The sequence below is a fragment of the Okeania sp. SIO2C9 genome (assembly GCF_010672455.1).
Lineage (GTDB): Bacteria > Cyanobacteriota > Cyanobacteriia > Cyanobacteriales > Microcoleaceae > Okeania.
The window spans coordinates 1-23,740 of record NZ_JAAHGO010000086.1 but is presented as its reverse complement, the minus strand read 5'-3'; the positions used below and the strand labels follow the sequence as shown (position 1 = coordinate 23,740).

The following is a 23,740-nucleotide window of genomic DNA, read 5'->3' as shown; positions in this document are numbered from 1 at the left end:
GCGGAAATTAATTGGCGTACTGCTAAATCTTATGATGCGACTAAAACTATTATTAAAGCTGTAGATGAAATGATGGGAAATTATTCTCGTAAACAGTTACAAAGAATCTTATCTAATCCCAATTTTTCCCTAGAAGGAGTAACAGGAAAAATTAGATTTAACGAGTCAGGAGATCGCCAGTTTGTCGAGGAGGATAAACCACTATTAGTTCAGGTTAAACCTAGTATTAAATCTGGAAAATATGAATTTGTAATTCTGGAGCAATGAATTAAAATAGTAATTTATTTACTTAGGATAAAATTGGTGTATCTTGTATATGTCATATCAATTATCAGTACCTCTGCAATCAGGAGGCTTGACCTAGGCGAATATTCTCTTTTTTTTATCCCCTTAAAAGGGGAGGCGCATACCCACAATTTCTCGGTAAAAATACTTTTTTCCTATTCCCTATTCCCTCCATACCTAAAGCGGAAATTAATTGGCGTACTGCTAAATCTTATGATGCGACTAAAACTATTATTAAAGCTGTAGATGAAATGATGGGAAATTATTCTCGTAAACAGTTACAAAGAATCTTATCTAATCCCAATTTTTCCCTAGTATGATGCGACTAAAACTATTATTAAAGCTGTAGATGAAATGATGGAAAATTATTCTCGTAAACAGTTACAAAGAATCTTATCTAATCCCCATTTTTCCCTAGAAGGAGTAACAGGAAAAATTAGATTTAGCGAGTCAGGCGATCGCCAGTTTCTCGAGAAGGATAAACCAATATTAGTTCAAGTAAAATCTAATGCTAAATCTGGAAAATATGAATTTGTAATTCTGGAGCAATGAATTAAAATAGTAATTTATTTACTTAGGATAAAATTGGTGTATCTTGTAGATTTCATATTTCATATCAGTTATTAGTACCTCTGCAATCAGGAGGCTTGACCTAGGCAAATATTCTCTTTTTTTATCCCCTTAAAAGGGAAGGCGCATACCCACAATTTCTCGGTAAAAATACTTTTTTCCTATTACCTATTCCCTCCATACCTAAAGCGGAAATTAATTGGCGTACTGCTAAATCTTATGATGCGACTAAAACTATTATTAAAGCTGTAGATGAAATGATGGAAAATTATTCTCGTAAACAGTTACAAAGAATCTTATCTAATCCCCATTTTTCCCTAGAAGGAGTAACAGGAAAAATTAGATTTAGCGAGTCAGGCGATCGCCAGTTTCTCAAGGAGGATAAACCACTATTAGTTCAGGTTAAACCTAGTATTAAATCTGGAAAATATGAATTTGTAATTCTGGAGCAATGGGCGATCGCCAGTTTTTCGAGAAGGATAAACCAGTATTAGTTCAAGTAAAATCTAATGCTAAATCTGGAAAATATGAATTTGTAATTCTGGAGCAATGAATTAAAATAGTAATTTATTTACTTAGGATAAAATGGGTGTATCTTGTATATTTTATATTTCATATCAGTTATTAGTACCTCTGCAATCAGGAGGCTTGACCTAGGCAAATATTCTCTTTTTTTTATCCCCTTAAAAGGGGAGTCTTTAGAGCACAATTTAACTGATATTGCTTTTAGCCTTTTTGAGTAATGTTTGCTACAAATATCTAGGGTATTTCTTAGGAGTCAGGAGTCAGAATGAATTGTTTTAATACCATTTTTTAGGGCGTAAATTATCTTTTTAGTCAAAGGAACATCTCCTGTAAAGTTTTTTTATTGCTCTTACTACTCGTAACATTCTTTTTTCAAATTGGTATTAGACCCATATTATTTTGAGAAAATTCGTATAACACCCAATACCCAATACCTAACACCTAAATTAATTGTTAAACTATTACCAATAAACCTATTACTTATTATCTATAAAATGACTCAACAAAATATTTGGTACAGATTTATTCAGCGAGCCAAACTACCCTTAGAATTGGCAGGATTATCCATTGCAGCTATTCTACTGGTCAAAGATGTAGACCAATTAATTAAAACCATAATTCCAGAGATTCCAAAAATTAATAGTAGCATTGGCGAAAAAACCATGTTTCCTTCTGGGAAAATATCCTCAGAAAAAACATTAGGAATGGAAGACTTCAAAAACAAAAGATTTAGTAGTGCTATTTACCAATTCCGCAAATCTCTGAATAGCCATAAAAATGACCCAGAAACAGTAATCTTTTTGAACAACGCTATTGCCAAACAAACAAAAATACTCAATCCAACTGGAGAAATATTACAAATAGCAGTCAGTATTCCTGCTGCTGGAGAACCTAATATTGCCCAGGAAATTTTGCGAGGAGTTGCTCAACTTCAAAGTGAATTTAATTGTGGTTTATCTGAAATTTCTCTGGCAGTTAAAAATACTCAAAGTCAACTAAATTGCCAAGGTAGCTCCAACAATAAATTTTTACCGAAATATTATGGTTTAAAGCCTCCCCTTTTAAGGGGATAATAAATAAAAATTTTCATAATTAGTCAATCCTCTTCTTTTCAAGGAGAGGTAATTCTAAATTCTAAATTCTAAATTCTAAATTCTTCAAAAGTCACCATTACTGACGATAAATATCAACCATAAACAGCAAAACAAATTGCCGAATATTTAGTAAAAAAACGAGAGATTCTTGCCGTTATAGGTCATTATTCCAGTGAAATGACTCTCCAAGCTGGACAGGTTTATAATAAAAATAAATTAGTAATAATTTCTCCTACTAGCACCTCAACCAGATTATCTAACTTTGGCAAATTTGTATTTAAAATTCCCCCTAGCGATCTAATTGCAGCCCAAACCTTATTTAACCATTTGAATCAGGAAATTTTTCTAGATAAAAATGTAGCAGTAGCTTATGTAGCAAATAATGAATATAGTGAATCTCTTACTAGAGAATTTGAGATGCTACTGAAAATGAAAAAATTTGTGCATAAATGTTATCTTGACGCTGGAAATTTCAGTGCCCAAGACTGTGTTGAACAGGCAAAAAATCAAGGCGCTGAAGTAATGTTATTAGTTCCAGCAACTGACATAACTTTGACTAAAGCTATTGGGGTAATTGATAATGCTAAAGGATTAGAATTAATAGGGGGAGATTCTATCTATAATTATCGAGTAGTAAATGATGCTGGAGAAGAAGCAGCTCAGAATAATTTGACAGTTGCTATTCCTTGGCATCGTCACCCTAACTCTCAATTTAATCAAACAGCTCAAAAGTTTTGGAATGCAGAAATTAATTGGCGTACTGCTACATCTTATGATGCTACTCAAACTATGATGAAAGCTATGGATGAAATGGGGGGAAATTACTCTCGTCAAAAATTACAAAGAATCTTGTCTAGTCCTGATTTTTTAGTAGAAGGAGTAACTGGAAAAATTAGATTTAGTCAGTTAGGCGATCGCCAGTTTATGGGCAACGATCAACCAGTATTAGTTCAGGTAAAACCTAATGCTAAATCTGGAAAATATGAATTTATTATCTTGGAGGAGGGGAGCTAAACAATTAATAATTAATAATTAATAATTAATAATTAACAATTACCTCTCCTTGAAAAGAAGAGGATTGACTAATTATGAAAATTTTTTCTTCTTTATCCCTTTAAAAGACAGGCTTTAAACCTTATATATGTTAATGAAAACCGCTATAATTAGGGTTTGCTGAATAAAATCTTTTTGCTGGGGTAGGAGACAGGATAAATGGGAATTTAGAAGAAGTAGGAGAAAGAATTGTCTCAAGATTGTTGTGCCCAACTATGCGCCTAAAATACGCTCCTTTTTGAGCATGAAGAGCTGAAAACCAAGGTATTACAGACCCATAAAAGGCTAATGTCTTTATATGTCAATGCTTTTAGATTTAATCAGCAAGCCCTAATTATTCGGTAACTAGCACAATTTTTGTATTTCATATTACTTCTTCCTTCTTACTTCTTACTTCTTACTTCTTACTTCTTACTTCTTACTTCTTACTTCTTACTTCTTACTTCTTACTTCTTCCTTCTTACTTCTTACTTCTTACTTCTTACTTCTTACTTCTTACTTCTTACTTTTGACTTTTGACTTCCTTTAGGATGCAACTATGAGTATTATTAAGATTAAACTTCTCGAAACTGAAGCCCCTGGGTTTCATGTTACTCTCACTACCAACGATGGTAAATTTGATTCTATTGATGGTTTTTTACCAGCTTTACCACCAGAATTAGAATCATCATTGAGTAATTGGCAGTTAGCTTATCGCCAATTAGAAAAAGTTCGTAAAATTTCTACTAGAATTAGTCCCAAAAAAACTATTTCTTACTCCAGTTCAGAACAAAGAAAGCTGGTAAAAACTCAGATTAATAAATGGCTAGATTCTGACGATAGTCGATGGCGACCAATCCGAGAATAATTAATTTCTGTATTTAGTTCATTACAAAACTCTGAGTCAGAAATTCGTGTATTTCTAGATGCGAAAAATCCTAAACTACGACGACTACCTTGGCAAGAATGGGGTTTATTAGCATCTCGGTTTCCTCAAGCAGAAATTGCTATGAGAGTCAGAGGAAAAGGAGGATTAAAACCTTCTCCTAATCATGGCAAACTAAGAGTGCTATTAGTTGTAGGAAAAAGTGCCGGAATTAATACCGATTTAGATGTAGAAATAGTGCAAAAATTACAAGAAAAAGGAGCAGAGATTATATGCTTAAAACAGCCCAGTCGAGAAAAATTTGCTAATACACTAAGAGAAGAATCAGGTTATCATATCTTTATTTTCTCTGGTCATAGTCGCAGTGAAGAAGATGGTTCAATTGGCTGGATTTCTCTCAACGACCGTGACGAATTAAGCATTGACGAATTCAAGAATTCTCTCAGATATGTAATAGATAATGGGTTACAATTAGCAATCTTTAATTCCTGTGATGGTTTAGGATTAGCTAGTCAATTAGCTCAGTTAAGTTTACCTCGTAGTATTGTCATGCGAGAACCCATACCTGACGAAGTAGCAGTCAAATTTTTAGAATATTTTTTTGAGGAATTTACTAAAAATAAATCCTTATTTAGTTCTGTTCATACTGCTAGAGAACGTCTGGAATATTTTGAATCTGATTATCCAGGGGCAATGTGGTTACCAACAATATGTATTCGAGAGTCAGCATTAGATAAACCTTTAACTTGGCAACAAATCACTGGCAACTTAATCCAGACTCCCCAAACTTCATTACTGAATAAAAGAATTTTCTTATTATTAGGAGCTATAGGTTTATTGGTTGTTGGTGGGGTAATTTTCTCACTGATTAGTAGAGAAAAAACACCAGAAAAAGATGTAGCAATTTCTCCCTGTCCGCAACAACCAATCCAAAATAAACCCCCCACAGAAAATCAAATCACACCTGTCAGATGTCTTGCTTATGTTCCTGATGTTCCTAATGGTAAATGGCTACATGGAGCTAGTACAACTTGGGCACCCATTCGCAGTAAAATTAATCCAAAAATTCAAGCAATCTTTCCAGAATTTCAGTTGAATTACAGACAACATCCGAGTTTACCTCCCGGTTCAGGAACTGGAATTAAAATGCTATTAGAAGGTCAAATTTCTTTTGCTGAATCTTCACGACCTGTGACAGATACTGAATTGCAAATCGCCAGAAATAGAGGATTTCAACTAAAGCAAATTCCTGTTGCTATGGATGGCATTGCTATAGTAGTTCATCCCGAACTTGATATTGCAGCTTTAACCTTAAAACAACTCCAAGAAATCTATACTGGTAAGATTCAAAATTGGAGCGAAATAGGGGGACCTAATATGGAAATTACTCCCTATACTCGTCCTTTTGATAGTGGTACAACTCTCTTCTTTCAAGAAAATATTTTGAACAACAATAAATTTAGTGAAAATGTAGTTTCGATTCCTACTACGACTCAAGCTTTACGAGAGGTAACTGCAAATAAAGGAGGAATTTATTTTGGCACAGCTTCAGAAATTATTCCTCAGTGTGGTGTGAAACCTTTATCAATTGCCTATCGATCGGGAGGTACTTTTATTGCTCCTTATAAAGGTGAATTGGTGCCACCAGAAAATTGTCCTGAACAGCGTAATCAACCAAATTTAGAAGCATTTGAAAATGGAACATATCCGATTTCGAGACGGTTATTTGTGATTGTGAAAAAAGATGCTTCTTTTGATGAAAAAGCTGGAGAAGCTTATGGAAAATTGCTGTTGACAGATGAAGGGCAAAAATTAATTGAAGAAGCTGGATATAGTCCCATTCGTTAGTGTTTTGAAGAAGGAATATGGAAAAAGCAGATAGTCCAGTCCAGTAGGGTGCGTTGATGATATAGAATCAGGTTGAATAGTTGTCATTGCGACGATAGGAAGCAATCTCCTAAACCCTTGAGATTGCTTTCCTTACGGAATGCTACGCAAACCTTCCACTCCGTTCCAGTGGCAATGACGTTGTCTGAACAAAAATTCACTGCTTCTGGCAAAGATAGACAGATTAATCATTCCACCCCCTACATCTAGCTCAACTTCTCCCGCAACTCCTGACATTCTTTCAATTCTGGCATTCCTAATTCTGTGAAAATAGCGATCGCCTCAATAAATAGTGATCGCTCATCTACTCAATATGCTCTAATTCACCATCCGTACATTCGTGGCAAAATCAGTGTCTTGCCCCCAACTTCTCTCGCAACTCCTGACACTCTTTCAATTCTGGCACTCCTAATTCTGTGAAAATAGCCAACGCCTCATCGCAATACTGTCGTGCTGCATCTAAATTTCCTAAGTGTTGATGGGTTTCTGCTATATTCTTGAGAACTATTGCTTGGTGATGAGGGTTTCCTATCTGCTGAAATATCTCTAATGCTGCTTGTGAATATTCCAGAGATTCGGCATATTTTTCTAACTTGAGCAGAGTATCTCCCCAGTTTGCTAGAGCAATACCCTCCCCAGAGCGATCGCCTATTTCCCTTGCTATTTGTAAATGCTGCTGATTATACTCTATGGCTTTGCCATGTTCTCCTAGCTCATCATAAACATTACCCAAATTCCCCAAAGCAATACCCTCCCCAGAGCGATCGCCTGTTTCCCTAAATATCTGTAAACTCTGCTGAAAATACTCCATAGCTTTGTCATATTCTCCTAGGTCATCGTAAACATTACCCAAATTCCCCAAAACATTACCCTCTCCATAACGGTTGCCTATTTCCCTAAATATTTGTAAACTCTGCTGAAAATACTCCATAGCTTTGTCATATTCTCCTAGATCATCGTAAACATCACCTAAACTCCCCAAAGCACGACCCACCTCAAAACGGTTGCCTGTTTCCGTGGCTATTTGTAAACTCTGCTGGTAATACTCTATGGCTTTGTCATATTCTCCTAGATCATCGTAAACATCACCTAAACTCCCCAAAGTACTACCCTCTCCAGAACGGTTGCCTGTTTCCCTAAATATCTGTAAACTCTGCTGAAAATACTCCATAGCTTTGTCATATTCTCCTAGGTCATCGTAAACATTACCCAAATTCCCCAAAACATTACCCTCTCCATAACGGTTGCCTATTTCCCTAAATATTTGTAAACTCTGCTGAAAATACTCCATAGCTTTGTCATATTCTCCTAGATCATCGTAAACATCACCTAAACTCCCCAAAGCACGACCCACCTCAAAACGGTTGCCTGTTTCCGTGGCTATTTGTAAACTCTGCTGGTAATACTCTATGGCTTTGTCATATTCTCCTAGATCATCGTAAACATCACCTAAACTCCCCAAAGTACTACCCTCTCCAGAACGGTTGCCTATTTCCCTAGCTATTTGTAAATGCTGCTGAAAATACTCCATGGCTTTGTCATATTCTCCTAGGGAATAGTAAACATTACCCAAATTCCCCAAAGCACCACCCTCCCCAGAGCGATCGCCTATTTCCCTAGCTATTTGTAAATGCTGCTGAAAATACTCCATGGCTTTGTCATATTCTCCTAGGGAATAGTAAACATTACCCAAATTCCCCAAAGCACCACCTTCCCCAGAACGGTTGCCTATTTCCCTAGCTATTTGTAAATCCTGTTGATGATACTCTATAGCTTTGTGATATTCTCCTAGGGAATAGTAAACATTACCCAAATTCCCCAAAGCACCACCCTCCCCAGAACGGTTGCCTATTTCCCTTGCTATTTGTAAATACTGCTGATGATACTCTATAGCTTTGTCATATTCTCCTAGGGATAAGTAAACATTACCCAAACCACTTAAACAAATACCATCCCAATGTTGGTCTAATCTACCTAATAGTCTACTGTAGAGTTGAATACATTCCTCATAGTAACCCCACCTCCCTAGTTGAGTGTCTAAATCTGCATCAACTGGCGGTACTTTAACAGAAAGAATTTGACTTGCTTTTTCCCACTCTCCCATTTTGCCAAAATGACGGAAAGCTTGCAGATATCCTTTGACTTTTTCCAGGTTAGATGCACCTACTTCTGGTTGATAGATTTTTAACCAATAATAGGCGAGACGGAGGTTAGCTTTTTCTCTCACCGTTAATTTTTTTGCTGGTTCAGGTGAGTGGTTATTATCTGATGGATTAAGATTATTTTGAGTAGGGTTGCTCATAGTCAATTTAGCAATTTGTTTGAAGATTTTTCTGGCATATTTGAGGATAGTATTTTGATTATTTTGAAGTGTAATAGTGATTAATTGACCGGAATTGTCATAGCAAATATTGCTCAATTGAGTGATAGATAATTCTTGTATTTGTTCGATTACTTGATATGTTTTATTCATAGTTAAATTTGATTATTTTATTAGCATTTCTCTAATCTATATAGAATATGATTCAAAAGTCGTCATTGCGACGATAGGAAGCAATCTTGTGGCATCTCTGAGATTGCTTCCTTCCACTCCGTTCCAGTCGCAATGACGTACTTGTAATTTTTTTCACTTACCTAGGGTTTGCTGAGTGCTGACTGCTTCTTTAATCTTCCTCAATCTTATCCAAATGCTCTTGAGCAACATTTTGAATTAAATTATGGAGACGATAAAGAACCTTATTTTGAGGTTTTTCCCACTCCAACAAAAACCTTTTCTTCAAAGTAGCAAAAGCCAAATCCTGTTCTTTTTCTGGCGCATCACACAAAACCATCAACCAGCCTATTTTTTCTGCAAAACATTCTAATTCGGCTCCCATACATAACATTAAATAAGCATAATAGTGAGAATTAAATAAACGTTTTAGAGTATCCTCAACTCTACTTCTCACCTTATCAATAATATACTTACTTCTAATATTTTCTTGATTCCGAGCCTGACGTTCCATAGCTGCAAAATTTGGTTTATTCTCTTCCCAAAAAGCCTCAATATCTCCCTCATAAGGTTCATTAAGAATATCGCCAGCAATCAACTTTAAAGCCAGAGGATGCCCCTCATAAATATTAATTATTCGTTTTAAAAAATCCTCCGTTTGATTATTATTAATACTTACTTTCCAGCCTTCAAACAGTCGCAAAGACTCCTCATCAGTTAAACCCTTAAGAGGAACTTTTAGAAGTCGGAACTCATCATATCTGCCTTGTGCCAAAACAGGTAAACTATATTGAGAAGTAAGTATTACTCGCGAGGGCATATTTTCAGCCAGTATTATTCTCTCTAGAAAATCTCCAAAAATAGACTCTTGCCAACTATGACCACCTTTCCCATCAGGTATTAAGACAACCTCCAACATATCTATAATTAAAAGAGTAGGACAAAGTTGCAACTCATTTATCATTACCTGCAGCAAAGCTTCTCGATCCTGTTGTAACTGAGGTTGTGCAGTCAACTTTTCCCCCAATACCTGTTGCGCCACCACATCAAAAGTTTTAGTCGGAGCATTATAAAACCTCACCCAAGAAGGAGTCAGGGAATTTGAAATATACTCGTCAACAGAAAGTCGTATTGCCAGAGAAGTCTTACCAATACCAGTTATGCCAACAATAGATATTACGCGCAACTCACCCAACAGGTTTTGCCTCAAGTCAAAAATTAGTTCTGCGCGACCTACCCACCGTAAATTGGAATCTTCTATATCTGTATCAGTTTCAGCAGTAGCAGGAGAAGAGGGATTTTTTTGTTCGGCAGTATTGTGAATATCATCTTTATGGATATAGTCAACACCATCCTTAAAATTTAAACCAAAAGTTTCAGCTACCGCTTTAATATATTTTGTGTCAGCATTTTCTTCACGCTTCCAGATTTTTTTTAAAGTATCTAGACTAAAGTCTCCAGTAATTTTATCTAATATTTCATTAAACTCTTTATCTGTAGGTTGAATACCGCAATAGGGAAACTCCTTATTGACAGCATCTTTTAACTTCTGGAATCCTTCATCAGTCAGGATACGACCTCGTTTGCGTTTTGCCTTTCCATTCATTAGCTCAATTCCCTGAACTATTTATCTATAAAATTTGCCAACTCAATTTTAACCGAACTTAAGCAGGACTTACGCAGAGACTCTACATATAGTGAGGGCGAATGCCATTCGCCCCTACAAATGGTGGTTTAAAGGTCAATTTGCGTAAGTCCTGTTAAGGTTATTCTCCCACGGAGTTATGGCAGTTAAGGCGATAAACATCTCGGCAGTTAAGACAGATAAGCTAGTCAAAAAGCTAATCAAAAATTTTTTTTAAGTGCCATAAAACCTGTATACAAATTTTTTTTAATGACTAATACTTGGTTATCATAACTGACGCAATAGGAGTCAACAAAAATGGATGGCGTACTCGTGTTAATAGTTTGGTTTTTGTTAGGTGCTGCCACAGGAATAGTAGCAGAGAAAAAGAACCGAGACTCTAATCTCTGGTTTATCCTCGGCATTTTAGGAGGATTCATCGCCTTTTTCGTCATCCTAGTTTTACCACCAGTTTAAAACTAGCAACTGTCTAATGGGGGCGATCGCTATTACCCCCACAATATATTTCACTCAATTAATTTTATCAAAATAAGGAGAAATACAATGGCTTTTCTAAACCATTTAAAACATCTAATGCCAAATAAAAAGGCAAGACTTCACACAATCATTCATAGTGCAGCAGTAGAGTCAGGAGCTATAGGTTTAGCTACTGCCCAAATACCAGGGGATAGATTTGTAATCGGAGCTGTCCAAGTCGGTATGGTAATGGAACTCGCAGCAGAGTTTGGCAAAGACCTGACAGAAGCAGCAGCAATGTCAATTATTGAGTCAGCAATAGCTACCGTAATGGGAGTAGAAATTTTTAACGGTGTAATTAAGTATTCACCAGGTTTAGGAAATTTGGCTAACATGGGGACTGCTGCCTCAGTTACTGAGACCATAGGTTGGGCAACTGTAGAGTATCTAAGGAATAGTTAGTGTTAGATTTGCCCATTAGCATATTAATAAAGGTAGGTGTAATGCCTACCCTTTTTTTTATGATGTAAAATCAAAAAAACTAGCGATCGCTCAAATGTTGTGGCTGATTTTATCGATAAACCCTATCAAGAACTGTAAAATGAGTAATCATCTTTTTTAAGAGTTTGAGTGAGTTTAGTAGAATGGAAATGTCTATACATTTCAAATTTTAAGTTTTGTAAATGATGCCGATAATATCTGTAAAATTGCCATGTTTTGTTGATGAATAATAGAGTAAGGCGCTTTGAGTTCTTACTATTTATTCCTAGCTAGATCGAATTTTGCATAAATTCCCAGAAATTAGCTGATTACTAAGTATAAAGAAAAATAGACACTTAATATATGACGTCAATTATTAGAGTGCCTATAGAAAATTACATCAATCTCAAATAGGTGAAATATGATGATGAAAATAGGCGAAATTCTAATCCGCAGACAATTAATTTCTCAAGCTCAATTAAATCAAGTAATAGATATTCAGACTTCATGTCATCAAAAAATTGGTGAGCTTTTATTATTTCAAGGTTGGATTAGAGAAGATGATTTAGAAGCAGCTTTAAGAGAACAATATTGGCGAGAAAATGGTTATTGGGTAATTGATTAAGAAGGAAGAAGTAAGAAGTAAGAAGGAAGAAGGAAAAAGGAAGAAGGAAGTTATAAGTCAAAAGGAAGAAGGAAGGAGGAAGGAGGAAGAAGGAAGAAGGAAGGAGGCGTTTAGTTACAGCAGATTTCTCGCATAAGAAGTGCAGAAATTAACAATTGAATATTTGTAGTGCGGGCATCTTGCCCGCGATGGGTGTACATCACGCTTAGTGGATACCGCAGAAGGAAAAACCTGGCGTTGTCTTAATTTTAAGCTTTTGATATATCCTAACCTTTCCTTCGACTGTTATATACATTTCAGATGAAAGATTGAAAATAAATTGTACCGACTAAACAATAAATCTTAATTTGCATAAAATTTGAAATTGTAGCTGATTAATTAATAGAGACAAAAGCTGATTATTCATAAAGGCATTCTGCGGGATGCCTTTTTTTTTGCATAAATTGCATAAATAGGGAGAAAAAGGCTGATTAATAAATATATAGCACTATGCAAATAGTTTAGGACATCGGATCGGATGATTCATAACGCGGTTCGGATGATTCATAACGCGGTTCGGATGATTCATAACGCGGCTCGGATGATTCATAACGCGGTTCGGATGATTCATAACGCGGCTCGGATGATTCATAACGCGGCTCGGATGATTCATAACGCGAGCAAGATGCTCGCACTAATTTTCCTAACCAACCTAACGCGTAGCGCTATAGTTCAATTACTATCATGTAAAAATGAAAATCAACTGGCAAAAAATCAGTCTAATACCCAGCTTAGGACTTCTGTTTCTGGGAGCTTGTACTCCACCTAATAATTCCTCAAATACTTCAGGGTTGGAAGTCAAATTTTTAGTTGGCAGTGCTTTAGAAAAATTCTGTAACCAAGCTGCGAACCAACTAAACCAACAACAACCAAAACTCACTAATAGTAAATCTTTTTACCTAAAATGCGAAGCTAAAGGTAGTGGGGATGTAGTTAAAGATATCGTTTCTTTATCCCAAAAACTCAAAAATGGAACCATCCAACCAGACTCCCCAAAACTTCCTACCCTAATTTCCGTAGATGGAGAAATTTATCATTCCCAACTCTTATACCAAATTAATCAAATATATCCCGGACAAAACTATATTCCTCAAATTACTGACGCCCCTTTGTTGGCAAATAGTCCCATGGTATTCATGGCATCACAAGAAATAGCAGCAGGATTACGAAAACAACCAGATATATATCGCTCCCTGGTCAGTGCTAAAACTCACCAAGACCAAGACCCCAATAGTCCCCAACTGCCAATACATTATGTTCACACTGCTCCCACTCGTTCCAATTCTGGTCTGCAAACCTTGGTAGCTCAATTTGCCTCTGTTGCCAATAAACGCCCTGAACAACTGACTGTTGCTGACGTACAACAATATCAACCCCAAATCCAAAAAATTCAGAGCAAAGTCACTCGCTACGGGGTTTCCACCAGTTCCTTAGCTGAAGATATGGTGAAAAATGGTCCGTTTTGGGCATCCATTGCTTCTGTTTATGAGTCTTCCGTAATTGAGGCAAATAGTGCTAATACTCAAACTCGCTATGAAGCAATTTATCCCAGTTCTACCTTTACTTCTAATATGAGGGCAATTTTACCAACTGCACCCTGGGTGAGTGAGGAGGAAAAAGAAGCAGCAGAAAAAGTCATTGAATATTTGCGATCGCCAGCCGCCCAAAAAATTCTGACAGACTTGGGTCTTAGACCAGGGATACCGGGGGTTCCTTTGGGAGCAAAATTTTCTTCCCAATACGGAGTAGACCCCAATGCTAAATATGATTCTCTGCGGACTCCCCAACCAGAAGTAGTTAATGCCATGATTAAGTCTTGGCAGGAATTTGCGAAGAAACCATCTCAGGTGGTTTTGGTAGTTGACTCTTCTGGGTCTATGAAGGGTGAAAAGTTACCTGCTGTTCAGAATACTTTGCGCTACTATCTTGAGGGTTTAGGACCAAAAGAAAAAATTGCTCTAATTGATTTTGACACTGAAATTAAAGCTCCGGTTTGGGTTGATGGAACTACTGAAGGTCGCGGTCGCGGTATGCAGTTTATTAGTAGTTTGAAAGCGGATGGTGGTACTAAACTTTATGATGCTGCTTTGAATGCCAGAAATTTATTACAGGAAAATCTCAGTTCTGATGCTATTAATGCTGTAGTTCTTTTAACTGATGGGGAAGACTCTGGTTCTCAAACTTCTCTCAAACAACTTAGCGATAATCTGAAAAACAGTGGATTTGATTCTGACCAAAGGATTGCTTTTTTTACTATTGGTTATGGAAAAAAGGGAGAATTTGATCCTGGAGTCTTGAAACAAATTGCTAGTTTAAATGGTGGTTATTATCGTCAGGGAGACCCGGAAAGTATTGTTAATTTAATGTCCGATCTACAAACAGAATTTTAACTCACATTCGGCATCACAAAATGTAGAAACCGAAGAAGGAGTCAGGAGACAGGAGACAGGAGACAGAATTTTAGAAGAAAATCATAGCTACCTTCAACAATTAATAATTATTGAAGAAGGAGACAGGAGACAGGAGACAGGAGACAGGAGAGAAATTACATGGGGATTCTAACCCCAAGTAATGCCCGAACACCGTGTAGACGGTGGGGTATTAAACCCATAAAGAAAATGATAATTAATAATTAATTATGACCTCTTCTTTTCAAGAATAGGATTGATTCAAAGGAAAATTTTTCTTGATTATCTCCTTAAAAGGAGAGCCTTTAAACCAAATTTTTTCGGTAATTGAGTAAGCGTTAGATCAAGTATTTATGCTTAATTATTTACTCGGAATTTGATGAGCGAAAAAAGTAATGGAGATGATTTGCATGGTACAAATACCTGCCAAGCTACGATTTTTTTATAGTACTTTTAATCATACAAATTGAAGTGCGGAATGTAGGTTTTCATTTTTATCTGGAGGGAAATATGAAGTTAGCGAATCCGTTTGATTATCCTATATCTATATTAATAGGTGGATTTTTGTTAATAGCTGGTGTCCGGTTTGTGAGGTTGCCAAATTTTGTAATTTTACCTGCTACGGCAGTTGTTTCTGTGGCAAGTGCTACAGTGTTGAAATCTCAAGAACCCGATGCTGAAAAGTTGGCAAAAAAACAGTTAGAACAAGAATTAGAAATTATTTCTGGACTGGCAAAAAAATTGTCAGAAAAAGCTGAAGTTTTGCGACAAGAAGCGAATCAATTGTTAGGTGCTGAAGCATTTCAAATGGAATTATTAGTAACAGTTCAATCAGTTTGCGATCGCGCCATTGAACTGCCCCAGAAAATTACAAAAATGTCTAGAGAATTACCGAATAATGAGGCGTTATTATCTGTGGAGGATTTGGAAAGACAATTATTAGAAGTTAGGAGTAAACAAAGGTCAAATTCTGATATTACTCAACAGCAATTAAAACAATTAGCTGCGAGTTTAGAGCGAAATATTCAGTTAGCAAAAGCTGGAAAAGATACTCGACAAGCAAAAATTCTTAGTCTGCATACAATGCTTCAAGATGCGGCAGGATTATTGCAAAAACTAGAGAATAAATTGCGGAATGCTAATTTGAATGATTTGGCAGAAATTCAAGAATTACGCAGTTTAAGTGACGAGTTAAATAGCTATCAAAATAATATGAAAATATTCCTTTGATAAGAAGGAAGAAGGAAGAAGGAAGAAAGAAGAAGACCTTTATTTATCTAGGATAGAAGATTATACCATGTCCGGATAAGAGCGCGATCAAAAAACTTATTCTCTTGCTTAAACAGTAAATCTTTTTATTTTCCCTACTCCCCCACTCCCCCGCTCCCCTACTCCTTGAAAAAGACTTTTTCAGTAAGGCCTAAGTAAATTGATTTGATTGTGTACCTAAAAAGAATTAAGTTTGCATAAATCATTAAATTCTTTCTGATATATTCATAAGTACCAGAAAGAAAATTATGAACAATAAACTTGATTCTCTTTTGTTGGTAGTACTTTTCACAACAACTATGACTTTTTTACGAGAGGATAAAAGACTAATAAATAAGTTAAATGATAGTTTGTATCAATCTGAAATAGCTATTATTCAACAACAAAAAAATCATCAAGAGAACGAACAACCACCTATTCCATATAAAGATGGTAGCAGTCGTTAAAATTAATTAGCAGAAGTAAGAAGGAAGAAGGAGAAAGAAAAAGGAGAAAGAAAAAGGAGAAATAAGTCTTTAGTTATCTAGGATAAAAGGTTGATGATTGATATTCCGTTGTTTTAGATATTTCATAAGTCAAGAATTACCATATATAGATTACAACTAGGAGTTAACGATGCCATAAGTAGCAAATAAAATATGATAAATTTTCTAACAATATGTACTTGACCCACCAATAAAATCCCAGAGAATAAAATTTGCTAAAAACAATAGTCTTTTGACAGTAAAAAAACAGCAATATTAGAGGGCGGGTTTTGTTAACGAAGTCATAAGTCAGAAGTTAACCCGCCCCTCGCCCCTCCCCCTCCCAGGAGGGGAAGTAAAGGATTTGGGTGCATCTCATAGCAAAAATACTTTTTTCCTATATATTCCCTGTTGCCTGTTGCCTGTTGCCTGTTGCCTAAAAGCAATAAATTTTTGGCTTTATTCACGCATTGAGATGCACCCAAGGATTTGAGCTTCTCTCCAAAAATATTGCGTCTTAAAAGGGGGGTTTTTAGACCCATGTTATTTTGATAAATCATCGCCCTGACCTCAAAGCTTTTGGTTAAACCCGCACCTACAAAATTTTAACGTTTAATTAGACTTAACTATTAACTGAATTGACATTAGGAGAATATTCAACCATGACAATTACAAATCATAAATCTATCAAAAATCGTCGCATTTTATCTGGAATACTTACTTGTATAGCTGTAGCTTTAGCTTATGCACCAATTCCAGGATTAAATCAAAAAATAATAGTAGTTAGTGGCACAGAATTTGCCGAACCACTCCAACAAATAGAAACTCAATTTGAGCAAAAATATCCTCAGATAAACTTAGAATTAAAATTCCAAGGTTCCCAGGATATTATCAACAATTACATAGACCAAAAAAACGACTTTAATCCTACAATTTTAATCCCGACAAATGCAGCACTATTAGATGAATTAAACCAACGCTGGCAAAGCCAAAATAACACCCAAGCATTCTATCAACAACCAACAGCGATCGCCAAAACTTTCCTAGTAGGAATTGCTTGGCCCGAACGTGGAAAAATCTTATTTCCCAATGGCAAATTTTCCTGGCAACAATTAGAAAAAGCAATGGCAGCAGGCAACTGGCAAAAAATAGGCGGTAAACAACAATGGGGTAGTTTTGATTTCGTCACCACCGACCCCACTCGTTCCAATAGTGGGCAAATAACCATGAATTTGTGGGCAAAGTCAAAAGGTAGCAAAAATTTGAATACACCCACCGTTGAATCATTATTTAGTACAGTCAAACGCTCAGTTTATTTGCCTCCCCGTTCCACCGATATATTGTTACAAGAATTTATTGCTCGCGGAGCTAATGATGCTGATGTAGCAACAGTTTACGAAAGCATCGCCCTCTACCGTTGGCAACAGTCAGGTGCAGCTCAAAATAAACCCTATCAAATTTATTATCTCAACCCCACCGTGGAAACTGTAGCGACAGCAGCGATCGTGCGTCGGGATGTAAATGGAGCAACTGCTAATGCTGCTGGTAAATTTATAGATTTCTTGACACAACCAGAACAACAAAAAGTATTTGTGCAGCATGGTTTTCGCCCCACCCACGGCAATATCGATCTGCTCTCAGTTACCAATAGTCCTTGGAATCAGAATATTCCAGGCACTCAGGTTAACCCGCAAATTACCACTTTACCAGCACCACAACCATCAGTTTTGGGAGAAATTCAAAAGTTGTGGCAAAGGGTGCAGTAGGGGAGTGGGGGAGATGGGGGGATGGGGAGATGGGGGAGCGGGGGAGTGGGGGAGTAGGGGAGTAGGGGAGATGGCGCTTGTGATGGAACATTTTTTTAGACCGAAACCGAGCGCATTTGATATAACTAGGACCTCACGGGGTAGAACGTATTTCAGTCATTGCGACCGACAGGGAAGCAATCTCAAACACTACTTTTTTGTGCGTCATGCGTAAGTCCTGATAACTTTACGATCGCTAATCAAGTGGAGCTGATATTGCTGGTTTATTCTCATTTGCATATCTTAAATATCACTGAGAAATACATTATATTAATACGGCTAAAAATGTTTTCAGATATACATTACGTAAGGATACTTAAGGAAAATGTTTTTTCTAGGAATTGGATTCTTAATTCTAGGTCTAATATTATCAATAGTAAGCGGAATATGGGGCTTAGTTCAAGCTTTTAGTGAAGGCACATTATGGGGTGTTGCTTATTTATTTATTCCTTTTGCTTTTGTCATTTTTTATCTGAAAAATTGGAGTCAGAGAAAAATCAGAAAAAATTTTATCTTGATGATAATTGGTTTTATTTTATCTCTTGTAGGGAGTGGAGCATTAGGAAATCATATAACTAATAATTTTGTAGTTAATTCTGCCAATGTTCCAGAAAATCCAACTATTAGTACTAACTCCGAAAATACTTCAAAAAAGATAGAAAAAACCGAAGTTATTTCCGACCCATTTATAGAAGGAATAAATGCAGCAACAAAAGCAGCCGAACTTGCCCAAACAGCGAATACTCAAACACAGTGGAATGAAGTAGCAATGACTTGGCATAAAGCTTTAGTTTTAATGAAAGAAGTTCCTGAATCTCATACTAAATATGAAGTTGCCCAAAACAGAATTGATTTATATCGAAATAATCGAGAAATTGCTAAGAAAAAGGCTAGCTATTAACGAAGTCAGAAGTCATAATTCAGAAGTTAGAAGTTATTTTTGGAGGGTTGTTAAAAATACCCGTTATCAAAATATTTCACCCTAAAAGGAAGAATTTAAGACTCAATTACTTTGTTGAAGAAGGAAGAAAAAATGGATGGGGATAGTCTTCGATAAGTCGCTCCGCGTCTACAAACCCTAACCAATTATCAACACCGTGTAGACGGTGAGGTATTAAACCCAAAATATAAATTAGGAAAAATCAGGAAATGCATAAATCTAAATTAATCTTAGCCACAATTGTCTCATTATTTTTGGTTAATGAAGTTAGTATTAATCCCGATAGTAATGACATCAGCACATTAATTAATACAGAGACCTCCATTGCTTACGCAAGAAGAGGAGGAGGAGGAGGAAATAGAAGTAGAAGTAGCTTTGGAAGTTCGAGTAGAAGTAGAAGTAGTTCTCCCAGTCTTAGTAAACCAGTCCGTTCCCAGTCTCAACCTCATAACTCAAAACCCAAACCTACCATAAATAATATAGTTAAACCGACCAATAACACTCGCCCCACCACAAAACCAGTCCCCACTTCCGGTAGTAACTCTCAGCGCAGTGGTTCATTTTCTCAACCTAGCAACAATACCAAACCAAACAATAATACTCGCCCCACTACCAATAACATCAACACTGGTGGACAGACTCGCAGTGGTTCCTTTTCTCCAACTACAAAAAAACGTTACTCTGTGGAACCTGCTACCGGACGACGTTACTATACCCGTCCAGGAACTCAAGAACGTTATTATCAGGAAGCAGGTACGGGGCGATTTTATTATGTAGAACCAGCAACCCAACGACGTTACTACATGAATATTGATAGTGGACAACGTTATTTTATTGATAGTAGCGCCGGACGATATTATTATGAGCAACCAGGTACAGATAGATTTTATTATGTGCATCCAACTACGAGAGTCCGCTACTACTACCAACCTACTGTCCGCGAACAAGTTGTTTACAGCTACTACGATGGACCCGGAACAGTGTTACCAATGTCGATCGCAATACTTTTAATTGGAATTTTGCTGGTATGTATTTTTTATCTTTTAATTATGGCGATCGCTCCTGCTTTTGGCGGTCGTCGAGAAGTATTGGTAGCTGAGGAAGATGAATATATAGAAGTTATTGAGGAGTCACCAGGATATGTGGAAGTTATTGAGGAGTCACCAGGATATGTGGAAGTTATTGAGGAAACATTGCCAGTAGCAACTATACCAGAAGATTTGGTTAATGACATTGTAACTGTGAGTAAGTTACAGGTAGCAATGGTTGCACCAGCAAATAATATTCAATCTAACTTAGCAAGAATGAGTGAGGAGATCGATATTGATATCCCAGAAGGTAGAGTAGAGTTATTATTGCAGTCGGCGATCGCTCTGCTGCAAAGGGAGGAATATTGGACTGATGTTGCTGCTAGTTCGGAAACTTTGGAGAGTAGACAGGAAGCTGAAAGAATTTTTGAGCAGTTATCTTTTGCTGAGAGATGTAAGTTTGAGGTTAATACTGTTGATGATAATGTAGAATTCGATAGTCATATTCTTGTGACTTTGTTGTTGGGAACGGAGGATGATTATCCTTTATTTGGTGAAGTTAATGATCGAGAAAGTTTAAAGCAAATTTTGAAAGAGTTAGGTAAAGTTACCCCAGATTATTTATTAGTATTTGAGTTACTTTGGACTCCAGTAACAGAAAGCGATCGCCTGATATCTATCTAATTCAACAATGAATAATGAATAATGAATAATGAATAATTACCTCTTCTTTTCAAGGAGAGGATTGACAAATTCATGAAAATTTTTCTTCACAGGAGTCGATGGTCGGACAGCTCCGAGACCTCGCCATCCCTCGACCGCTTATTATCCCCTTACAGCGGTTTTCATTTGGGTAGACCACAGTAGGGACGTTCCATGGAACGTCCCTACAAAGTTTTGCTTGTGAAGATGTGGTTCATCAAGAGCGAAAAGCGCTGTAAAAGGGGAGACGCATACCCACAATTTTTCGGTAAAGAATGTGATAACACTGTGTTCATAGGAAACAGAAATTTATAGCGTTTCTCAAGGTACCTCAGTACAGTTATTTTTCTTCTTTTGTATTCCTTAGGGACTTTGCATCTAACGTCCCTACTTCCGCGCAACTATATTTAGAAACAGTTAACTGATCGCTACTAAATTATCTATTGTTCTGGTTTTTTGACAATCTCTATATAGATTGCTATGTTAGAGATAATAATCTTTAATTTAAGGTGTATTTTTATATTCTTTCTAGTTAGGAAATACAACAGATGCCCATTGCTTTTGGGAGGTTGACTCATCCCCTCAATTTTTTATTACTGTTGCTGACATTATTAATTACAAGTTGTCAACAAAAACCGATGGAAGTTAAGGTTTTACAAAATGTTGTTTATGGAAATTATAATTTTCAAGACCGGGAAAAACCACTGCTTTTAGATTTATATTTACCAGAAACAAAACCAGAGAAACCTTTACCTCTGTTAATCTACATTCATGGTGGTGGTTGGTTGCAAGGAACTAAAGAATATTGCCCTGGAAAAATTGTGGTACAGAGAAATTATGCCATGGCTTGTATTAGCTATAGATTTAGTAATGAAGCACTATTTCCTGCCCAAATTCAGGATGTTAAAACAGCAGTTCGTTGGCTGCGAAAAAATGCAGATAAGTACGATCTAGACCGTAAAAATGTTGGTGCTTGGGGACCTTCTTCTGGGGGACATTTAAGTGCTTTATTAGGAACATCAGCAGGAGTAAAAGAATTGGAAGGAACAAATAACCCAGAAATATCTAGTGCCGTACAAGCAGTTTGTGCATGGTATCCACTTACAGACTTTACGAAAGTACCTCCCGCTTTTGACGAACCTATTACTCCTGCTGTTGAGGAAAAGTATCAAGATAAAGAATGGTATGCTTATACTTTAGTAACTCATAAGTTATTAGGAGGACCTGTCTCGCAAAAATTAGAATTAGCAGCACTTACTAACCCCATTAATTATATTGATGCTCAAGATCCACCTTTTCTGATTATGCATGGAGAAAAAGACAATGTTATACCAATGAGTCAAAGTGTTTTATTAGCAGATGCTCTATCAGAAAAAGGTGTAGAAGTTCAGTTAGAAAAAAAACCTGATTGGGGACATTATCATGGTAGAGGTGAAGCTTTTGACCCCGCTTTAATAGATATGGCAATGGATTTTTTTGATAAACATTTGAAATAATAAATAACGTAAGCATTTCCTGCAGAATGCTGCGCAAACAGCTATTAGCTGTCAGCTCGAGCGCAACAAGACTTTCTCCTTAAGGACAATGTTTAAATTAACAGGACTTACGCAAAAAATGGAAATACACCATCTGTAAGGGCGAATGGCATTCGCCCCTACTATATAAGGTGGTTATGGGTAAGTCCTGATTAAAATAGACTTTAAGGGCAAGAGAGCCAACTTTTCTAGTAAGATAATTAATAAAGTTTTTATTGTAAACTATAAAGTAATAGCTGTTAACGCAGTTCCTCCGGAGGAGGCAAGCTGATGGCTGACGGCTGTTTGCGCAGCAGTCCGTAGGAAATGCTTACTAAATAACTGATGAATTCAAACTCCCAAACTCAAACCCGCAAAGCAGACCATCTCAGAATTTGTCTGGAATCAGATGTCCAATTTCACAACGTTACTAATGGTTTAGACCGCTACCATTTTACCCATTGTTGTTTACCAGAGCTAAATCGCAACGAAATAACTACAAACACTACTTTTCTGGGAAAAGAATTAGGTGCGCCATTGTTGATATCTTCGATGACAGGTGGCACTGAACAAGCAAAAATGATTAATTATCGGTTAGCCAAAGTTGCTCAAAAGTATAAAATAGCAATGGGAGTGGGTTCTCAACGAGTGGCGGTGGAAAATTCCCAAGTGGCTGATACTTTTGCTGTGCGATCGCTCGCTCCGGATATTCTCCTATTTGCTAATCTAGGAGCAGTTCAACTAAATTATGACTATGGCATAGAGCAGTGCCAACAAGCGATCGACATCTTACAAGCAGATGCTCTGATTCTTCATCTTAATCCTTTGCAAGAGTGTATCCAAACTGAAGGCGATACAAATTTTCGTGAATTATTTGACAAAATATCAAAATTATGCTATTCACTGCCAGTGCCAGTTATTGCCAAAGAGGTAGGTAATGGCATTTCCGGAAAAATGGCTCAAAAATTAATAGATGCTGGAGTAGCAGCAATTGACGTAGCTGGAGCTGGGGGGACTTCTTGGGCAAAAATTGAAGGGGAAAGAGCAACAGATATACGTCAGCGTAGGTTAGGAGAAACTTTTGGCAACTGGGGTATACCAACAGCAAAATGTATTACTGACATCCGCGCCTTCAACTCAGATATTCCTCTCATTGCCTCTGGAGGTTTGCGCAATGGGGTGGATGTGGCAAAAGCGATCGCTCTGGGTGCAGACCTCAGTGGGCTAGCTTGGCCATTCCTTCAAGCTGCGGCAGAATCAGAAGAATCTCTAAATATATTAGTAGATATTTTAATAGCAGAAATTACAACAGTCCTATTTTGCACGGGCAATGCTAATTTATCTGAACTGAAAAAATCTGGCAGTCTAGAAAAAAGGGAGTAGGGAGTAAGAAGTAGGCGGAAATAATTAATGATTTATGTACGATAATTAATTTTACAGGACTTACGCAAAGGCACTATATATAGTAGGTCATTTCAGTTATCAGTTATCAGTTATCAGTTATCAGTGAACCTCCGACTGAAGTCGGAGGCTTGAAATACTGAACTAAATATTTTTTTCATCCCCTTAAAAGGGGAGGCACATACCCTCATTTT

22 protein-coding genes and 1 pseudogene are annotated in these 23,740 nt (G+C 36.8%); 20 read left to right on the top strand and 3 right to left on the bottom strand.

Annotation, left to right across the window (positions count from 1 at the left end):
- The 7 genes and pseudogenes from F6K23_RS34440 to F6K23_RS34410 form a co-directional block, all read left to right on the top strand.
- A pseudogene (locus F6K23_RS34440) lies at positions 1-267 on the top strand (hypothetical protein); the annotation flags it as partial.
- 372 nt (positions 268-639) lie between these two features.
- Positions 640-837 (top strand): hypothetical protein, encoded by a 198-nt coding sequence (locus F6K23_RS34435; RefSeq protein ID WP_293164780.1) that lies wholly within the window; start codon positions 640-642, stop codon positions 835-837.
- Positions 838-1,112: 275 nt separating this feature from the next.
- Entirely contained in the window at positions 1,113-1,349 is a 237-nt protein-coding gene (locus F6K23_RS34430) for a hypothetical protein (protein ID WP_293164777.1), read from the top strand.
- Between the two features lie 525 nt (positions 1,350-1,874).
- Positions 1,875-2,453, top strand: coding sequence for a hypothetical protein (locus F6K23_RS34425; protein ID WP_293164774.1), 579 nt, complete (start codon positions 1,875-1,877; stop codon positions 2,451-2,453).
- A gap of 135 nt (positions 2,454-2,588) precedes the next feature.
- A complete protein-coding gene (locus F6K23_RS34420) occupies positions 2,589-3,488 on the top strand; it encodes an ABC transporter substrate-binding protein (protein WP_293164809.1) in 900 nt (299 codons plus the stop codon).
- A gap of 577 nt (positions 3,489-4,065) precedes the next feature.
- A complete protein-coding gene (locus tag F6K23_RS34415; RefSeq protein ID WP_293164771.1) occupies positions 4,066-4,374 on the top strand; it encodes a hypothetical protein in 309 nt (102 codons plus the stop codon).
- 141 nt (positions 4,375-4,515) lie between these two features.
- A complete protein-coding gene (locus F6K23_RS34410; protein WP_293164768.1) occupies positions 4,516-6,240 on the top strand; it encodes a substrate-binding domain-containing protein in 1,725 nt (574 codons plus the stop codon).
- Positions 6,241-6,372: 132 nt separating this feature from the next.
- On the opposite strand, the gene F6K23_RS34405 is transcribed toward F6K23_RS34410, so the two are convergent.
- The 3 genes from F6K23_RS34405 to F6K23_RS34395 all read right to left on the bottom strand — a co-directional run bounded on the left by F6K23_RS34405 (position 6,373) and on the right by F6K23_RS34395 (position 10,376).
- Complete coding sequence (locus F6K23_RS34405; protein WP_293164765.1) at positions 6,373-6,516, bottom strand: hypothetical protein; 144 nt, start codon at positions 6,514-6,516, stop codon at positions 6,373-6,375.
- 112 nt (positions 6,517-6,628) lie between these two features.
- A complete protein-coding gene (locus F6K23_RS34400) occupies positions 6,629-8,752 on the bottom strand; it encodes a tetratricopeptide repeat protein (RefSeq protein ID WP_293164762.1) in 2,124 nt (707 codons plus the stop codon).
- A gap of 190 nt (positions 8,753-8,942) precedes the next feature.
- Complete coding sequence (locus F6K23_RS34395; protein WP_293164759.1) at positions 8,943-10,376, bottom strand: NB-ARC domain-containing protein; 1,434 nt, start codon at positions 10,374-10,376, stop codon at positions 8,943-8,945.
- A gap of 336 nt (positions 10,377-10,712) precedes the next feature.
- Here F6K23_RS34395 and F6K23_RS34390 point away from each other — a divergent pair, with 336 nt between their 5' ends.
- The 13 genes from F6K23_RS34390 to fni all read left to right on the top strand — a co-directional run bounded on the left by F6K23_RS34390 (position 10,713) and on the right by fni (position 23,528).
- Positions 10,713-10,871, top strand: coding sequence for a hypothetical protein (locus F6K23_RS34390; protein ID WP_293164756.1), 159 nt, complete (start codon positions 10,713-10,715; stop codon positions 10,869-10,871).
- Positions 10,872-10,958: 87 nt separating this feature from the next.
- On the top strand, positions 10,959-11,333 hold the full coding sequence (locus F6K23_RS34385) for a hypothetical protein (protein ID WP_293164753.1): 375 nt from the start codon (positions 10,959-10,961) through the stop codon (positions 11,331-11,333).
- A gap of 439 nt (positions 11,334-11,772) precedes the next feature.
- A complete protein-coding gene (locus F6K23_RS34380; RefSeq protein WP_293164750.1) occupies positions 11,773-11,976 on the top strand; it encodes a hypothetical protein in 204 nt (67 codons plus the stop codon).
- Positions 11,969-12,112, top strand: a complete 144-nt coding sequence (locus F6K23_RS34375) for a hypothetical protein (RefSeq protein ID WP_293164747.1) — start codon at positions 11,969-11,971, stop codon at positions 12,110-12,112. Before F6K23_RS34380 ends, F6K23_RS34375 begins: the two co-directional genes overlap by 8 nt.
- A gap of 595 nt (positions 12,113-12,707) precedes the next feature.
- Entirely contained in the window at positions 12,708-14,405 is a 1,698-nt protein-coding gene (locus F6K23_RS34370; protein WP_293164744.1) for an extracellular solute-binding protein, read from the top strand.
- Positions 14,406-14,933: 528 nt separating this feature from the next.
- On the top strand, positions 14,934-15,653 hold the full coding sequence (locus F6K23_RS34365; RefSeq protein WP_293164741.1) for a hypothetical protein: 720 nt from the start codon (positions 14,934-14,936) through the stop codon (positions 15,651-15,653).
- A 287-nt stretch (positions 15,654-15,940) separates the two neighbouring features.
- Positions 15,941-16,138 carry a hypothetical protein gene (locus F6K23_RS34360; protein WP_293164738.1) on the top strand — a complete coding sequence of 66 codons (198 nt, stop codon included), beginning with the start codon at positions 15,941-15,943 and terminating at the stop codon, positions 16,136-16,138.
- A 680-nt stretch (positions 16,139-16,818) separates the two neighbouring features.
- Positions 16,819-17,922, top strand: coding sequence for a substrate-binding domain-containing protein (locus F6K23_RS34355; protein WP_293164736.1), 1,104 nt, complete (start codon positions 16,819-16,821; stop codon positions 17,920-17,922).
- A 13-nt stretch (positions 17,923-17,935) separates the two neighbouring features.
- The gene (locus tag F6K23_RS34350; RefSeq protein ID WP_293164734.1) at positions 17,936-18,136 is read left to right on the top strand and encodes a hypothetical protein; all 201 of its coding nucleotides are present in this window, start codon (positions 17,936-17,938) and stop codon (positions 18,134-18,136) included.
- Positions 18,137-18,286: 150 nt separating this feature from the next.
- The gene (locus tag F6K23_RS34345; protein WP_293164731.1) at positions 18,287-18,862 is read left to right on the top strand and encodes a hypothetical protein; all 576 of its coding nucleotides are present in this window, start codon (positions 18,287-18,289) and stop codon (positions 18,860-18,862) included.
- Positions 18,863-19,110: 248 nt separating this feature from the next.
- A complete protein-coding gene (locus F6K23_RS34340; RefSeq protein WP_293164728.1) occupies positions 19,111-20,613 on the top strand; it encodes a DUF1517 domain-containing protein in 1,503 nt (500 codons plus the stop codon).
- Positions 20,614-21,179: 566 nt separating this feature from the next.
- A complete protein-coding gene (locus F6K23_RS34335) occupies positions 21,180-22,127 on the top strand; it encodes an alpha/beta hydrolase (RefSeq protein ID WP_293164725.1) in 948 nt (315 codons plus the stop codon).
- A gap of 363 nt (positions 22,128-22,490) precedes the next feature.
- Positions 22,491-23,528 (top strand): type 2 isopentenyl-diphosphate Delta-isomerase, encoded by a 1,038-nt coding sequence (gene fni / locus F6K23_RS34330; RefSeq protein ID WP_293164722.1) that lies wholly within the window; start codon positions 22,491-22,493, stop codon positions 23,526-23,528.
- Positions 23,529-23,740: the final 212 nt, after the last annotated feature.

Bases quoted from the DNA above. Each gene is read 5' to 3' on its own strand.
- F6K23_RS34435 (WP_293164780.1), top strand. From the start codon at position 640: ATGATGGAAAATTATTCTCGTAAACAGTTACAAAGAATCTTATCTAAT.
- F6K23_RS34430 (WP_293164777.1), top strand. From the start codon at position 1,113: ATGATGGAAAATTATTCTCGTAAACAGTTACAAAGAATCTTATCTAAT.
- F6K23_RS34425 (WP_293164774.1), top strand. From the start codon at position 1,875: ATGACTCAACAAAATATTTGGTACAGATTTATTCAGCGAGCCAAACTA.
- F6K23_RS34415 (WP_293164771.1), top strand. From the start codon at position 4,066: ATGAGTATTATTAAGATTAAACTTCTCGAAACTGAAGCCCCTGGGTTT.
- F6K23_RS34410 (WP_293164768.1), top strand. From the start codon at position 4,516: ATGAGAGTCAGAGGAAAAGGAGGATTAAAACCTTCTCCTAATCATGGC.
- F6K23_RS34405 (WP_293164765.1), bottom strand. From the start codon at position 6,516: ATGTCAGGAGTTGCGGGAGAAGTTGAGCTAGATGTAGGGGGTGGAATG.
- F6K23_RS34400 (WP_293164762.1), bottom strand. From the start codon at position 8,752: ATGAATAAAACATATCAAGTAATCGAACAAATACAAGAATTATCTATC.
- F6K23_RS34395 (WP_293164759.1), bottom strand. From the start codon at position 10,376: ATGAATGGAAAGGCAAAACGCAAACGAGGTCGTATCCTGACTGATGAA.
- F6K23_RS34390 (WP_293164756.1), top strand. From the start codon at position 10,713: ATGGATGGCGTACTCGTGTTAATAGTTTGGTTTTTGTTAGGTGCTGCC.
- F6K23_RS34385 (WP_293164753.1), top strand. From the start codon at position 10,959: ATGGCTTTTCTAAACCATTTAAAACATCTAATGCCAAATAAAAAGGCA.
- F6K23_RS34380 (WP_293164750.1), top strand. From the start codon at position 11,773: ATGATGATGAAAATAGGCGAAATTCTAATCCGCAGACAATTAATTTCT.
- F6K23_RS34370 (WP_293164744.1), top strand. From the start codon at position 12,708: ATGAAAATCAACTGGCAAAAAATCAGTCTAATACCCAGCTTAGGACTT.
- F6K23_RS34365 (WP_293164741.1), top strand. From the start codon at position 14,934: ATGAAGTTAGCGAATCCGTTTGATTATCCTATATCTATATTAATAGGT.
- F6K23_RS34360 (WP_293164738.1), top strand. From the start codon at position 15,941: ATGAACAATAAACTTGATTCTCTTTTGTTGGTAGTACTTTTCACAACA.
- F6K23_RS34355 (WP_293164736.1), top strand. From the start codon at position 16,819: ATGACAATTACAAATCATAAATCTATCAAAAATCGTCGCATTTTATCT.
- F6K23_RS34350 (WP_293164734.1), top strand. From the start codon at position 17,936: ATGGGGGGATGGGGAGATGGGGGAGCGGGGGAGTGGGGGAGTAGGGGA.
- F6K23_RS34345 (WP_293164731.1), top strand. From the start codon at position 18,287: ATGTTTTTTCTAGGAATTGGATTCTTAATTCTAGGTCTAATATTATCA.
- F6K23_RS34340 (WP_293164728.1), top strand. From the start codon at position 19,111: ATGCATAAATCTAAATTAATCTTAGCCACAATTGTCTCATTATTTTTG.
- F6K23_RS34335 (WP_293164725.1), top strand. From the start codon at position 21,180: ATGCCCATTGCTTTTGGGAGGTTGACTCATCCCCTCAATTTTTTATTA.
- fni (WP_293164722.1), top strand. From the start codon at position 22,491: ATGAATTCAAACTCCCAAACTCAAACCCGCAAAGCAGACCATCTCAGA.